The organism is Streptosporangium sp. NPDC051022, assembly GCF_040683035.1.
Classification (GTDB): Bacteria; Actinomycetota; Actinomycetes; order Streptosporangiales; family Streptosporangiaceae; genus Streptosporangium.
Genome location: NZ_JBFBCF010000041.1, coordinates 1 through 14,072, shown reverse-complemented (window position 1 = coordinate 14,072; position 14,072 = coordinate 1). Strand labels below are relative to the sequence as shown.

The 14,072-nt window shown below is 67.8% G+C and carries 15 protein-coding genes and 1 tRNA gene; 4 read left to right on the top strand and 12 right to left on the bottom strand.

The genetic code is table 11. The features are described from left to right. The first annotated feature begins 214 nt into the window (after positions 1 to 214). The 3 genes from AB0N02_RS41130 (at position 215) to AB0N02_RS41120 (ending at position 3,887) form a co-directional block, all read left to right on the top strand. Positions 215 to 2,908: an AAA family ATPase gene (locus tag AB0N02_RS41130; protein WP_363958839.1), complete on the top strand. Its 2,694-nt coding sequence runs from the start codon at positions 215 to 217 to the stop codon at positions 2,906 to 2,908. 119 nt (positions 2,909 to 3,027) lie between these two features. After that, positions 3,028 to 3,116 (top strand) — tRNA-Ser (locus AB0N02_RS41125). A gap of 315 nt (positions 3,117 to 3,431) precedes the next feature. Next, on the top strand, positions 3,432 to 3,887 hold the full coding sequence (locus tag AB0N02_RS41120; RefSeq protein ID WP_363958836.1) for a DUF4265 domain-containing protein: 456 nt from the start codon (positions 3,432 to 3,434) through the stop codon (positions 3,885 to 3,887). Positions 3,888 to 4,025: 138 nt separating this feature from the next. On the opposite strand, the gene AB0N02_RS41115 is transcribed toward AB0N02_RS41120, so the two are convergent. The 11 genes from AB0N02_RS41115 to AB0N02_RS41065 all read right to left on the bottom strand — a co-directional run bounded on the left by AB0N02_RS41115 (position 4,026) and on the right by AB0N02_RS41065 (position 11,879). Then, positions 4,026 to 5,396: a tyrosine-type recombinase/integrase gene (locus AB0N02_RS41115; protein ID WP_363958833.1), complete on the bottom strand. Its 1,371-nt coding sequence runs from the start codon at positions 5,394 to 5,396 to the stop codon at positions 4,026 to 4,028. Further along, a complete protein-coding gene (locus tag AB0N02_RS41110; RefSeq protein WP_363958830.1) occupies positions 5,393 to 5,587 on the bottom strand; it encodes an excisionase in 195 nt (64 codons plus the stop codon). The genes AB0N02_RS41115 and AB0N02_RS41110 overlap by 4 nt, the downstream gene beginning before the upstream one ends. Further along, on the bottom strand, positions 5,584 to 7,368 hold the full coding sequence (locus AB0N02_RS41105; protein ID WP_363958827.1) for a replication initiator: 1,785 nt from the start codon (positions 7,366 to 7,368) through the stop codon (positions 5,584 to 5,586). The genes AB0N02_RS41110 and AB0N02_RS41105 overlap by 4 nt, the downstream gene beginning before the upstream one ends. After that, positions 7,365 to 7,547 (bottom strand): hypothetical protein, encoded by a 183-nt coding sequence (locus AB0N02_RS41100; RefSeq protein ID WP_363958825.1) that lies wholly within the window; start codon positions 7,545 to 7,547, stop codon positions 7,365 to 7,367. The genes AB0N02_RS41105 and AB0N02_RS41100 overlap by 4 nt, the downstream gene beginning before the upstream one ends. After that, a complete protein-coding gene (locus AB0N02_RS41095) occupies positions 7,547 to 8,989 on the bottom strand; it encodes an FtsK/SpoIIIE domain-containing protein (RefSeq protein WP_363958822.1) in 1,443 nt (480 codons plus the stop codon). Before AB0N02_RS41095 ends, AB0N02_RS41100 begins: the two co-directional genes overlap by 1 nt. 87 nt (positions 8,990 to 9,076) lie before the next feature. Next, the gene (locus tag AB0N02_RS41090) at positions 9,077 to 9,409 is read right to left on the bottom strand and encodes a hypothetical protein (protein ID WP_363958819.1); all 333 of its coding nucleotides are present in this window, start codon (positions 9,407 to 9,409) and stop codon (positions 9,077 to 9,079) included. Beyond that, the gene (locus AB0N02_RS41085) at positions 9,406 to 9,858 is read right to left on the bottom strand and encodes a plasmid replication, integration and excision activator (protein ID WP_363958817.1); all 453 of its coding nucleotides are present in this window, start codon (positions 9,856 to 9,858) and stop codon (positions 9,406 to 9,408) included. The genes AB0N02_RS41090 and AB0N02_RS41085 overlap by 4 nt, the downstream gene beginning before the upstream one ends. A gap of 149 nt (positions 9,859 to 10,007) precedes the next feature. Then, the gene (locus tag AB0N02_RS41080) at positions 10,008 to 10,496 is read right to left on the bottom strand and encodes a hypothetical protein (RefSeq protein WP_363958814.1); all 489 of its coding nucleotides are present in this window, start codon (positions 10,494 to 10,496) and stop codon (positions 10,008 to 10,010) included. Between the two features lie 19 nt (positions 10,497 to 10,515). Then, the gene (locus AB0N02_RS41075; protein WP_363958811.1) at positions 10,516 to 11,232 is read right to left on the bottom strand and encodes a GntR family transcriptional regulator; all 717 of its coding nucleotides are present in this window, start codon (positions 11,230 to 11,232) and stop codon (positions 10,516 to 10,518) included. 90 nt (positions 11,233 to 11,322) lie between these two features. Continuing rightward, complete coding sequence (locus AB0N02_RS41070; RefSeq protein ID WP_363958808.1) at positions 11,323 to 11,625, bottom strand: hypothetical protein; 303 nt, start codon at positions 11,623 to 11,625, stop codon at positions 11,323 to 11,325. After that, positions 11,622 to 11,879, bottom strand: a complete 258-nt coding sequence (locus AB0N02_RS41065) for a hypothetical protein (protein ID WP_363958805.1) — start codon at positions 11,877 to 11,879, stop codon at positions 11,622 to 11,624. The genes AB0N02_RS41070 and AB0N02_RS41065 overlap by 4 nt, the downstream gene beginning before the upstream one ends. Before the next feature lie 270 nt (positions 11,880 to 12,149). On the opposite strand from AB0N02_RS41065, the gene AB0N02_RS41060 reads away from it, so the two are divergent. Further along, a complete protein-coding gene (locus AB0N02_RS41060; protein WP_363958802.1) occupies positions 12,150 to 13,367 on the top strand; it encodes an XRE family transcriptional regulator in 1,218 nt (405 codons plus the stop codon). Here AB0N02_RS41060 and AB0N02_RS41055 read toward each other — a convergent pair. Next, positions 13,348 to 13,908 carry an NUDIX hydrolase gene (locus tag AB0N02_RS41055; RefSeq protein WP_363958799.1) on the bottom strand — a complete coding sequence of 187 codons (561 nt, stop codon included), beginning with the start codon at positions 13,906 to 13,908 and terminating at the stop codon, positions 13,348 to 13,350. The two genes, AB0N02_RS41060 and AB0N02_RS41055, sit on opposite strands and share 20 nt — an antisense overlap. Positions 13,909 to 14,072: the final 164 nt, after the last annotated feature.

The window sequence follows — 14,072 nt, the reverse complement described above, 5'->3', positions numbered from 1 at the left end:
CGCTATCCGCTGGGGATCAACTTGGTGGTTGCCCGCATTGACGAGAACACAGGGCGTTAACCTGCTATGTGTTTGCTGCCCTTTTACGCCCATCCCGAGGGGGAACACGGTGGCAAGACACGATCGTGAGGAATCTCTCGAGGAACAGCTTGCCTGGCTCGACGCTATCAAGGAACAGGAGGAGGCGCCCCCCATCGCGTTAAAGAGCAGTGCGGTGGACGACGCCGTCATTTCGCCATATCCGAAGGACCCCTGGAGCTCGGTTCCCGCCGAGCCGGAGGCCACGTCGTCATCGCTGTTCCGTACGGCCGCCGACCCCTCCCACAACCTCGCGGGCACGTCCACGGCCGTGACGGACCCCCCGATCGAGGAGGCCGACGCCGCCGACTGGATGGAGGTGTCCGGTCCGGCGAGCTCCTTCACCGTACCTCCCGCGCCTCCCGCCACGGGGGCCTCCACACGGGACGAGGCCTTCCTCGCCCCTCTCAAGCCGCTGCCCCGCCAGGAGGCGGACGACACCGGCGGCTACGGTACGGGCCGGTTCACCGAACCGGAGACCCGTACGCCCCGTCTCGACCCCGACCCGGTGCCCCACCCCGAACCCGCGGTTCACGCGACGCACACCGAGCCCGCGGCGCGGACGACGTCCGTCGAGCCCGTGGTTCACGCGGCGCCCACCGAGCCCGACCCGGCGTACACCGACCCCGAGCCCGAGTCCGGTTCTCGCTCCGAGCAGTCCCGCGGCCTGTTCGAGCACCGTCCGATCGACGCCTTGGAGACCTTCCCGCTGATCAACGTCGAGCCACGGGATCTTGAGGCGCCGAGCAGCCAGAACACGTCTCCCGGTCTCCGGCTGTCGTACGGTCAGGACACCTCGCCCGGTCTCCAGACGCCACACAGCCAGGACCCGTCGCCCGCTTCCCACACGTCACCCGGCCCGGACACCGCGCCGAGCTCCCACGCGTCACCGGGCCCCGAGTCGTCGCGCGGCTCCGAGTCGTCACACGGCCGGGGCGCGTCACGCGGTCCCGAACTCGAGCCGTTCATGCCCACGGCCCCTCAGCTCAAGACGCCTGCGTTCGGCGGTACGGCCTCCGGCAGCGACCGGCCCGCCGTCGGTGGCGCCGAGCGGGAGCACGACCGGCTCACGTCCACGGACGCCGACTCCGGCCGCGACCGTTTCGCATCGGTCACCGGTGAGTCCGACCGGTTCGCGCCGGCGGCCGGTGACTCCGGCCGGGACGGATCGGCACCCACGGGAGGCGATTCAGGCCACGAACGAACCGCCTCCGGGCACGAACGGGCTGCCTCCGGGCACGAACGGGCCGCCTTCGGCGGCGCCGCGCAAGAGCGCGACCGGTCCGTGTTCGAGGCAGCGGAGCCGCCGACGACGGGAGCGCCGCTCCGGCAGGCCCCCGAACGCGCCGAAGGCCCCGGTCACTCCGAGACCGCCGAGCGCTTCGACCGTCCCGAGCGGACCGAGCCCGAGGTCGCCGAGCCGTTCCGGAAGCCCGGCTCCTTCGGCACCGGCACACCGCAACAGACCGCTTCGCCGCAGCCGGCCCCGTCGCCCGAGCAGGCGGCTCCCGGCACCTCAGGGACTTCCGGGGCGTTCGGTTCCGCGCCGTCCACCACGGCGGGCGGTACCCCTTCGGCGAGCACCGCCGGCAACGCACAAGCCGGTACCGGTACGGGGGCCGGTAGCGGGGCCTTCGGCCGAGACTGGGACAGGTCTTTCTCACCGAGCAGGTCTGACAGGGAGGCGTCCTTCACGTCGGAGAGGGACACGGCCTTCGCTCCCGGCCCCGACAGGTCCTTCGCCGCGGAGCGGCCTCCGGCTCCCGAGCGAGAGGCCCCCTTCGCACAGGGCGGGGACACGACCGAGCCGGTGCGGGAGCCGTACCAGCCGCGCCGTCGTCACTCGACCCCGCCACCCGCCTTCAGCGCGCCGTCCAGGCAGCCCTCGGGGGCCAGGCCGTCCGCCGACAGCCTGGACCCGGACTCGCTGCTCAGAGGACGCCGCAACGCCCCTTCCGGGGGGTGGCGCGGGCTGATCTACCGGGCGTCCGCCGGGCTGATCAAGCCGGGTGAGTCCCCCGAAGCCCGCCGCCGTCGCGAACTGATCGCCCGCGCCCGCACCCCGGTGGCCACGGGCCACCACCGGGTCGCCGTACTGAGCCTGAAGGGAGGCGTCGGCAAGACCACGACCACGGTCGGGCTCGGCGCGACCCTCGCCCAGGCCCGCGGCGACAGGGTCATCGCGGTCGACGCCAACCCCGACCGCGGCACCCTGTCGGACAAGGTGGAGCTCGAAACCTCCGCCACCGTCCGCGACCTGCTCAACGAACGCCAGCAGATCAGGCGATATGTCGATATCCGGGCCTTCACCTCGCAGGCCCCCTCACGACTGGAGATCCTCGCCTCCGACCGCGACCCCTCGGTGTCGGAGGCCTTCAGCGCGTCCGATTACCAGGCGGTCGCCCAGGTCCTGGAGAACTTCTACTCGATCTGCATCACCGACTGCGGCACAGGCCTGCTCCACTCGGCCATGTCCGGCGTCCTCGGCCTGGCCGACCAGCTCGTCCTGGTGAGCTCACCGTCCGTGGACGGCGCCCGCGCCGCCTCGGCGACCCTGGACTGGCTGGAGGCCCACCACTACGAGGAACTGGTCCGCTCCGCCACGGTGGTGCTGTGCAGCGTCCGCCCGAGGTCGAAGTCGACCGTGGACCTCGACCGCCTGGAAGCCCACTTCGCAGCCCGCTGCCGGGCCGTGATCCGCGTCCCCTACGACCCCCACCTGGAGGAGGGAGCCGAGATGGAACTGGACAGACTCCAACCCGCCACCCGCGACTCCTACCTCCGCCTGGCCGCCTCCGTGGGCGACGGCTTCGCCGTCCAGGAACCCTGACCCGGTACGGCGAGCGCCTCACTCCCAAGCGGAGCCGAGGCGCTCGCCAAGTCCCGGACACGTCCGGAACAGTGAGAGACTAAAGTGCAATCTGACACGTTCTTGAGGCGTGTCAGCCAGGAGAGCTCGCCTAGTGGACGATGGCGGCGGTCTTGAAAACCGCTAGGGCTGGTGACAGTCCTCGTGGGTTCGAATCCCACGCTCTCCGCTCACCTCGCAAAACGGCGCCTGACCAGGGCTTTTCCCTTGGTGAGGCGCCGTTGATCGTTTCCGGGCTGCGCAGCCGTACGCCGTCGTGAGCACCCCTCGGCCGGTGTTCGCGGGATATACGCGGGATAGATCTTGAGACGTTTCCCCAGGTCGCGCCCGCAAAACGAAGGGGCCCCGCAGCGAACGGGACCCCTTGGGTGCGCTCCGTCAACGCTCTGGCCGGAGGTCGCATGATCCAATTCCCCTGGGAGCGATCTGGCCCGTAGGGCATCCTTCTTCTGTGACGCAGAGCGCTCCGGCTGACCACGTGCGTGTGCTGTTCGATCTCCAGCAGGACGACGACGGCTGGCCGCCAGTCGGTTCCGAAGGGGTGTGGGCGATTCCCGTGGGGCCGGATCGTGCGCGGCTGGACAACATCCCCTTCTTCGTCCCCGGGGTCGCCTGCGGCGACGTGGTGCACCTCGAAACGGACGCCGAAGGTGTCGTGTGGGCGAAGGAGGTCGTGGAGTTCTCCGGTAACTGCACGATCCGGGTCATCCCATACCCCGACGGTGATCTCGAAGGCGACCTGGGGGCCGTTCTCGATCTCTTCGCGCCACTGGGCGTCGAGGGGGAAGGTCTTGAGCAGTTCGGCTTGGTGGCGCTGAATGTCCCGCCGACAGCGGACCTCGCCGGAGTGAGGCGGCTCCTCCGGGAGGGGCAGAACGGCCGGTGGGACTACGAGGAAGGCTGCATCACCGACGACTGGTGCGCGCTCGATCCCGCGTGACCGGACCCCACACGATCCCAGCCCGAAGCGGCACGGTGACTCTGAGCGGCCCCGGCCGACCGTCTCCGGGGCTCCTTCTGTCTCCCGCAGGTCAGCACCCTGGACGTTGGCAAGGCCGTACAGAACGGACAGGGGCGATCATGCCGCGAGCGCGTCGTCTATCCGCCGGTTGGCGATCTCCACGCCGCCGTCGATGCACTTGGCGTAGACCTTGAGCAGTACGTCCACTCCGTGCCCGGCTCGTTCGGCCACCTCGGGAGCGGCCACTCCGGCGTTGAGCCAGAGCGAGACGGCCGCGTGCCGCAGGTCGTACGGCCGGGCCGCCAACGGGGAGACCTGCTGCTCGGGAGTCAGCGCCAGGAGCCGGGCCGCCTTCCACGCCTCGCAGTAGGTCCCGATAGAGATCACTCCGCCGCGCGAGGTCCGGAAGAGTCGGCCGTCCTCGTGGGCTCCGAACTCGTCGAGGTGCTCCCGCAGGATGGCCACCAGTTCCGGCGGGACGGGCACCGGCCGCCCCTCGTCCTCGGCCCGGTGCTTGAGTCCCCGATCGTCGTGGGCCTGCCCGGAATCGGTCCACCTCTTGTTGGCCTGCGGCTTGGACCTGGCCAGGACGAGCCGTCCCCACCCAGACTTTGGGAGGTGACAGTCCTGGACGCGGAGCCCGAGTGCCTCGGCCGGACGTAGCCCTGCGAAGTAGAGACAGGCGAAGAATCCCCGAAGGTGCTGCCCTCGATCCGGTCGGCCCACGTAGGTCACCGCAGTCAGCAGTTCCCGAGCCTGAACCGGGTTGACCACCACCCGGCGATCCACGACCTCCCGGACCTTGGGCGGCTTCCAGGCCTTCACCTTGTCGATCGGGTTGGAGGCCAACTCTTCCAGGTCCACGGCGTACTGCAGAGCGTTGTAGAAGACCGACCGCTTACGGGCGATCGTGGTGGCCGCGGCGGCCCCACCGTCGAGGTTGAGCGTCAGCGCGTCTAGGCCGAGCCGTACGTTACGCACCTTGGACAGGGCGTGCACGGACAAGGAATGGCGCTCAAGCCACATAAGGGCCGACCGAATCGTTTCCGAGCGCTTCAACTGCCGGGAGGCCGGAGGAAGCGCGTACTGTCGCAGAGCCTCCCGGAGAACGAGCGGCTCGGGCTTACCGGGCGCATTCTCGTCGACGAGGGCGGGGGTGACAGTTGCCAGTGCGTCAGTGAGGCTGTCACGGGTCTTGGCCGCGACATGAGGCCATTTCATGTCCACGTACGCCAAGGCGAAGGCGAACCACGTGACCGCGTTCTTCACCTTGGTCATGGAGACGGGTAACCCGGTTTCCATGTCGAAGGCCTCGCCCTGCTTGGCCGCCTGGCGAAGATCCGAGAGAAAGCTTTCGGCGAGCGCCTTCGTACGCAACGTCTTCGACTTCTGACGGCCGCCCACTTTCCAGCGGACCTCATAGGAGGCGGTCTTACTCGACTGGTTCCGCCGCACCTCCCAGAACTTCACGTCATAGGAGGCGGTCACGCCGCCTCCCGGAGGGATTCCAGCCAGGTCGTGAACTCGCTGCGCCAGACGCGGATCTCTCCGTTGGGGAGCTTTAGGCCCTGGGGTGCGTGGCCGATCTCGCGCCAGCGGTAGAAGGTGCGCCGGGACACCCCGCCGAGTTCATGGAGGATCTCGGGGACGGTCATGAGCTCGTCGCGGTTCTTCTTCACGCCGCCTCCCTCAGTGCCGTGGTTGCCGAAAGATCGGGGATGGGTCTGCCGTCGGCTCTGGCCCGTAGTTCGTCGAGTCGTGCTTTGGTCTGCTGTCGGTTGGCCACGCCGCGCAGTAGCCGCACCGGCAGCGGGGTTCGGGTCGGGTCCTTGGTCGAGACCGGCCGCCAGACGTAGCGGTGCGGGTCGGTGGCGGTGGCGTCGGCGGGCAGGCCGAGCATGTCGAGCACCCAGGCCCGGCGGTCGGCCTTGTGGTCACGCAGGGTCTTGTTCGACCACTTGCGCGAGACCAGGACACGACGGCCCGCGTAGCCGAGATGTTCGGCCTTGTGAGCCTTGGAACGGCACCGGCCCGGCGTCATGCCCGGCTTGCCGTTCTTGGGCTGGATGCCGTACCGGAGCCAGTTGGCGCAGGCAGGCGAGCAGGGTTCGTAGCGCAGCGCCTCGACCAGGCGGGCGGCGTGGTCCCGGCGGGCCTGGTTGATCGCGGCACGGGTGGAACCGGCCCCCTCGTCGTCTTGATCGTCTTCGTCGAGGTCGAGGGTGTCGCCCAGGCTTTTGGTGAGGTACTTGGTCAGGTAGCCGATCCGCTTGTGCGCGTCCGCTGATCCGGCCAGAAGACCTTGCACGTCGACCTGGGCACCGAAGCGCATCACGTGCAGGGGCTCGGCTTCGTCATCGGTGTCGAGCCGGTCGAGGGCCTCATCCCAGGTGGGAAGCAGCTCTCCCGTGGCGGGGTCGAGGTAGTCGCCGGCCTGCCCGTCCGGGTACGGCTCGGCCTGCTCGGCCCGCTCACTCCAGACCGGCAGGTGGTCGCCCTCAAAGCGCACTTCGTCGATGGAGGGCCACCACACTTGGTGGTAGGTGGCGGCGGCGATCTGCTTGATCTCCGCACGGGGCAGGGTCCCGCGGATCGCCATGTGCAGATGCGGCGCGAACCTCTTCTGTGGCTCCACTGTGGCGAAGTACTGCAGGTCGTACCCGGCGACCCGGCGCAGGTTCTGCACGAACCGGTCCACCAGCTTGGAGAAGTGCAGCGCGTCCCGAGCCGCCGCCGCGTAGTCGTAGCTGGCCGGATCGACCGGCACGCCCTGACCGGGGCGGATCTTGCCGTACGACGGCAGGGTGAGCGTGACGAACAGCGAGGGCCGGAACACCTGCCCGTCCGGGGCGATGAAGGTCCGCCCGAGGGTGGTGTTCTGCCGAGCCCGTTTGGGAAGGTCCGGGGCGTCCTGCCGCCGTCGGGTGGAGCGGGAGCGGCGGGGAGCGGTTCGGCCGCCGGTGATGTTGCCTCGCATCCCGGCGGCGTTGATCTCCGCGTCGATGCCCGCGATCGCCTCGTCCCAGTCGGCCACGTCCTGACCGTCACGTTCGGCGGTATCCCGCTTGGCCTGGACATCGGCTCGGAACTCGATCAGCCACTTCTGATCGTCGGTGGCCGGGTGTGGCTCGGGCACGGGTTCGGTCTCCAGATGCCAGCCTTCCCGGCACTGGGCCTTGCGCAGCTGCTTGTTGCGGGTAGCGCACGGCGGGCACTTGGCTTCGTTGGTGGTGCCGCAGGGGATGTCGAACGGTTCGGTGCGGCCGGTGTGGGTGTCGAAGCGGCGCAGCTCGATCGGTCGGATGCAGACGCCGTTGAGCTTGGCGACTTCCACCGCCACGTCCAAGGCCAGAGGCAGGGTGTCGCGCACCAGACGAGGAAGGGTGCGGTCAGCACCGTTCGGCATGTCGGCGGTGAAGGGCAAGGGCTGGAGGGTGGACGGGTGGGTGGTGTCGGTCATCTGGCCTCCTTCCGGTACGGGTCGAGGACGTCGGCGTGCAGCCGGTAGGCGTCGCTGTAGGGGTCCTTGCAGAGCTGAAGGTTGACCAGCACGAGACGCGGCTGGATCGTGGCGTCGTCGAGGTCGAGCAGCCCGGAGGCACTCAGTTCGGCGAGGGTGGCCTGGAAGACGACGCGCATCAGCCCACCCCCTCGGGTAGTGGCAGGGTGTCGGCGGTGAACACGGCGACCATGTCGCGGATGTCGTCGTCGGAGACGTAGGCGGCGCGGGCCCGGATCGGGTCCGGGGAGGTCTCCAGCCGTACATAGGCGATGCCCGCCCCCTGCTCAGGCCGGGAAGGGATCAGGTCGGCCAGCGCGCCCCGGTCCCGGGCTCCGTCACCGAGCACCATGTCCACCTGTTCGGACTCGTCCAACCGGAGCGCGATCTTGTCCGGGAACAGGTTGCGGATGGTCAGCACGTCCTTGCGCGGGTCCTGGAGTGCGGCCAGAACGCCGACCCCGACCGCCCGCCCCTGAGTCGTCAGAGTCGCCAGGGCGGCGATGGTGCGTACCCGAAGGCCCTTGTCCGGCTGGTAGGCGGTCAGGAACGCCACCTCGTCCACCACGACCAGGACGAACGGATCCTGCACGGTGGGGGTGTGGTTGCGGCGGACCCCAGCGAAGCGGCCGGCCCGTTCCTGCATCACCTTCACCGCGGCTTCGAGGAGGGCGACGCAGGCTTCCGGGGACGCGGCGTAATGGTCGCCGAACAGGTCGCGGCCGAAGGACAGTTCCATGAGCTTGGGGTCCAGCGCCCAGATCTCGGCCAGTCCCAAACTGACGGCGGGCAGCAACCCCCGGATGGTCGACCAGATGACCGACCCCTTGCCCGCCCCGGTGGCCCCGGCGACCAGGACGTGAGTGCCGTGGACCTTGAGCCGCCATCGCGCGCCGTCCTCGCATCGGCCGATCTCCACCGGCCCCACCGACGCTTCAACGGGGATCGGTACGGCGGGCAGCGGTACGGCTAACGGGTCCCGGCGGGGGAAGGTCAGCAGCAGCCGGCCGGACCGGATGACGGTCACCTGGCAGGAGGCGGCGCCGAACCCATGGGCGAGCTGTTCGATCCGGTCGGCCCAGTCGGTGACGGCCTGACCGGTGAGGATCTTCACGGTGACCAGGTCGGCCCACGAGGTGCAGGCCACGCCCAGCAGGTGGGGCAGGTAGTCGCGTCCGCCGAGGTGGCGGGCCAGGCCGGAGATGGTCATCACCGGCTGCCAGTGCCGCCGGTAGACCCACACCAGCCGCCAGAAGGCCAGCAGCCGCCAGCCGACCAGGCGCAGGAACGAGGACCGATGGACCAGCGCCCATCCGGTCGGGACAGCCACCAGCAGGACGACGACGCCGAGGCCGTACGGCCAGCCGTAGACGGTCCAGATCACGCCGGGAATCGCGACGATGGCCGAGGCTATCGGGTGGCGCCAGATGAGCCGCAGGAGTGCGGTGACCGTGCGCCAGGCGAAGACGGCCAGCGTCACCAGGGCGGGAGTGCGGACCACGGCCGGGCGGAACACCACGGCGGTGTCGGGGGTGGTGGAGACGAGGCGCTGTGCCTCGTCGCCGGGCAGTTTTTTGAACATTAGGCTGAAGGCCTTCCTTGATGTGGAGTCTGGGGAGAACCGAGGGGCCGCCGGGAGCTGCAACTTCCAGCGGCCCCGCTTACGTGATCAGGCCGGGTCGTCGTCCCAGTTGGGCGAGGGGGCCGGAACGATGGCCTGGACGGCGTACAGCCGCTCGCACTCGTCGCGGTACCGGATGGCGGCGGTGGCGATCTCGCGGGCCAGGTCCAGGTCGGCGGAGGTGACGGGTCCGCCGCCGGTGGTGGAGATCGACAGCTGGCCCTCGGCGCTGCCGAAGCACAGGTAGGGCCGGATGCCCTGGACGGTCATCGCCATGACCGACAGCTCGGCGGTGTGGAAGGACACATCCAGCCGGGTGTCACCATCGTGGATGGAGGCGGTGACGTAGGTGTAGGGCTGGTAGTTGTCGTGGGCGCTCATGCTGCGATCTCCTTGCTGGTCGTGGTGGTGGCGTCCTTGGCCGACGCCGAGGCGGTGTGCTTGGTCGTGGCGGTGCGGGGAGCACGCATAGCCCGCGCCCGCAGCGAGTAGGCCAGTCGTCCGGACTCCTGGCCGACGTACGGCGTGACGCTCATCCCGTCGAACTCGACCGGGGTGAACGGCAGGCCCGGCAGCGGGGGCGGGGGAACCGGCTGGACCTCGGTGAGGATCTTGACGGTGACCGACTTCTGCGAGGCCTTGGCCTCGGGGTCGGCGTCGACCACGGAGACCTGCCAGACCGGAAGGCCGGTGGTCTTGTCCTTGGCGTAGACGACCCGGGTGGCCGTCGAGGCGTCGAAGTCCTTGACCTGCTGCACCTCGCCGACCAGGTAGCAGCCGTGCGGGAAGACCTGATCGAAGCCGATCGAGATCGGGCCCTGAATGGCCATGGTGATTCACTCCTTTCAAGAGAGACCGATGTTCGGTCGTCCACTTGTCCGACTGAGTTGAGAGTAGCTCCTTCAACTCGTCCGCACAAGTGATTGAGGTTGGTGGGTGGAAGAAGTCTCAGCTCACCCGGCAGGCAGCCTCGCCCAGGTCAGTGACAGCGGATGTCCATACCGGCGTCCGTGCTGCTGTTCAGCTCCACGATCACTGTCTGGCTGCGGTAGGCGGCACCTTCCGAGGAGGGCTGTATCCACAGGGTGATGGCCGCCCGACTTCCCTCGATCCCCGCGATGTTCGCCCGGTTGTAGTAGGCCGTGAGCTCGTCGATGGCCAGGCCCGTCTCAAAGGTGAACCGGGCGCGGTAGTCGCAGTGGTTGCCGTTGCCGCGAAGCACGATGGATCCTTCACCGCCGTAGTCGGACCAGCCAGTCTCGGGCGGCAAGGGGTAATCCTCGAACCGGCCGATCATGTCCGCCAGCTTTCCGTTGTTGACCCACATAGGGATCATGACGAGGAGCACGAGAAGAAGCAGGCCGATCACTGGTACGAGGGTGACCACGAGGCAGCCCCCCTTCGAACTGCGCCAGAACGACTTCTTCGCGGCCGGTTCTTCGCTGACGACAGGAGGAATGTCTTGCATGGCACCACCCGAAGTCGGCCTATGTCACGGGATAGACATCCTGCAACTCATGAAGATCACCTGGCAACGCCGCTTCCAGCACCAACAGCACGGCTCCCGCCGCGTCGTGCACCGTGGCCAGCACGCCGAGGACGGGCTTCGAGCCGCCGAGCAACTCGCTCTCCTCTTTCCTGGGGCTGCGAGCCGTGAGGCGTTCGGTGATGTGGTCGAACCGCAGATGCTTGACCGCCTGGAGATGCTGGCGCACTCCCTGCCGCAGCGGTTTGTGCTTGTCCACGTCGGTACCGAGCGCGATCTCCAACGGGAACCACAGGGTCTCCACGGCCGAGAGCCGTCCCCCCTGTTGCGCTGTCCGCCGCCGCGCGATCACCGGAGTCTTCTCGTCGACGCCCAGAAGCCGGGCAATGTGACGAGGAGCCGGGACACGCCGAACATCGACGACGCTCTCGGGGCTCTCCGGCTGCTCGGACACCGCCAGGCCCGGCCGTACACGATCCGGTGAACTCTCCGGCCGCCCCTTCACGAAGGAGCCACGCCCGTGTTCCCGCTCGATCCAGCCCTGCATGGCAAGTGTCTGCAATGCCCGCACCACGGTCGTACGGCCCACGCCGAACTCCCGGACAAGCTGCGTCTCGGACGGCAGCATGGCACCCGGGGCGTATTCGCCGGCCTCGATACGCTGCTGAATAGCCGTCATCACCTGGGCATACTTCGGCGGAGCGAAGTCCATGCTCATGTCAACCGCCCGATCAGTCTTCCACTTGTCTGCATAAGCACAGTACTGGTTAAGGCGGAGCCTGTCAGGACTCTGTCGACCAGGAGGACGCTAACGCGCCCTGCCCGCCAGCAGAGCCGCCCAGATGACCCGCGCCTCCCCGCACGACCACGCGTCGGTCTCGGAGACGATCCGCCTGCCCTTGCTCACGACCGTCCGGCGGATGAAGGACACGCCGCTCGCCTCGCACAACTCGTAGGAGGTGATCCGGTGCTCGTAACACGTCCATGCCGTCACCCGCGCACGCCCGAAGCGGTACAGCGGACGCCAGATGAGGATGCGGTGCCCGTCCTGCAGCGGAAGCGGGTGCGGTGCCGAGCAGGACGGCCCCTCGATGATCGTCCGTACCCTCATGACGCGACCCGCTTGAAACGCACCGATCCGGCCGGGTCCACGGTCGCCCGGAAGATCACCCGCCGCGACCAGTCGTCCGGCAGGAGACCGAAGTCGTAGACCCGGTGCGTGATCCGTCCCCAGGCATCGGTGTTCGGCGCCAGCTTGCGCAACGCCATGCGGAGCGCGTCCATCGAAGATGCCTGCCACGAGCTCGTCCCGCACGGCCCGAGCCGGTCGGTTCCCGCGGTGAGGAACACCTCCCACTCAAACATTTCGACGAGAGGGGTGGATCCGTCGCAGTAGAGGCAATCCTCGCGAGTTGAGTGATTTATACCCAGACTTGTCGCAGCGACGCATCCACGACGAGTGATGATCTTCCATCCCCGCCCATCGCATTCCGTGCATTTAACTGGCTCTGTCATGTGCGAAAGGATGGTCGCAATAGTTTCTTATTCCTATTCCACGTGGATATACCATCGAGGGATATAGGCTCTGACCTGTAGTGATGCGACGCTGCGACGAATGTTCGCCGGGGGTTCAGAGTGGACAAGCGTGCTTTCGATGCGATCGATATTCCGGCATGGGTGTGGGATCGTGATGAGACTTGTCAAACCCTAAAAAATCGTGACGTATCAGGGTTGTTTAACCTCGCTGCCAAGTACAGCGGAGCAAGTCAGGTTCGCATCAGTACGGCGACCGGAATATCCCAGGGACGTATCAGTCAAATCATTCGAAAGCAGCGCTACATTACCGATCTGGAGGTCTATGAGCGCATCGCCACCGGCCTCGGCCTGCCTGACCATGCCCGTATGCTCCTGGGCCTGGCCCCGCTCGACATCGCTTCCCCTACCGGGAACCAGGACGACAGTCACAGGGAACAAGCCGAAGAACTCGCCGCGCGGCTCGAAGCGGCCGCTGCCGTCGACTCCACCATGGTCATGATCCTTACGACCGATACCAACAACCTGCGTCTACTGGATCGTCGACTCGGGGTCTCGGCGATCGCCGACAAGATGCGCGCCCAGATCGCTCAGATAGAACGGGCCCATCGGCATGCCATACGGCCCGGCATCCGAACCCGCCTCGCTCACGTCCTTTCGGAGACCGCCGCCCTTGCCGGATGGCAGGCCATCGACACATGCGCGCTCTCGGACGCCTGGGATCACCACGAGCGTGCGATATCCGCCGCTCGTGCAGCCGAGAACTCCGCTCTCCTCGCCTACGCATGTGGTCAACAGGCTTACGTCCTGGTTGACCTCGGACAGCCGGCGGAGGCCACCGAGCTACTCCAACATGTCCGCGCGACCTATGACCATCGTGTCCCAGGCCACTTGCGGACGTGGCTCGCCGCTGCCGAAGCGGAGGCCGCCGCGGTTCTCGGCGACGAGGCCGCATGTCGTACGGCCCTCGACCAGGCCGCCGCGCTCCTGCCCGAAGGAGAAACCGACCCTGACGTGCCCTACGTCTCCCTCAACAGACATCACCTCGCCCGCTGGCGTGGTAACTGCCTCGTCCGGTTCGGAGACCCCGACACCATCGAAGATCTTCGTTCAGCCCTCGCAGGTATGGACGGTACTTACAACCGAGCCGAAGCCGGGCTGAGGTGCGATCTTGCCCATGCCTTCCTCGCAATGGGTGAGCTGGACGCCGCGCAACCGCACCTTCACAGGGCCGGGCAACTCGCTACCTTGACCGGCTCGCGTCGACATGGACGACGCGTCAAGGAACTGACTCGCGCGGCTACCCGCGGATCCCGTTGAGCCGCTCACGGGCGTACAGGAGACCAACCAGTACACCGGAGTTCCATACGTCTCCACGGGCGATCATGTCCGGGATCTCCGCCATCGGGATCCACTCCAGCCGATCGGCCTCCACCTCCCCGACCGGCTCGCCGACCAGCTCGGCACCTCTGCCGAGAAACACGACATGCTCGGAGTCGACCATGCCCACCATCGGCTGAAACGTGATGAGGTGCTCCAACTCCTTGGGCCGGTAGCCGGTCTCCTCTTCCACCTCACGAGCAGCGGTGTCCTTCGGATCCTCGCCCACCTCCACGAGGCCGCCGGGCAGTTCCCAGCCCCACCGGTCGAACAGGAAACGGTGGCGCCACATCATCAGCACACGGTTCTGCTCGTCCACCAGCACCGTCATGGCTGCCGGCCCCAGGTGCACCGCGTGATGCTCGAACCGCTCTCCACCGGGGATCTCGACGTCCACCAGTCCGAGCCGGATCCACTCGTTGTCGTAGATCAGCCGCTCGCCGTGCACGACCCACCGCGTCTGCTCTTCGTTGGTAGCCACACCGTGAAACTACAGCCCACATCCCCGGCGTACACGGCCATCGCGACAGACGACGACATCCCATCGCGGAGCATTGCCGAATTGTTCTCATGGGTTGTCAAGCGCGGCGGCGCGGGGGGCCGCCCCCCCGCCCCCCCCCCCCACCCCCCCCCCACAAAAAAACC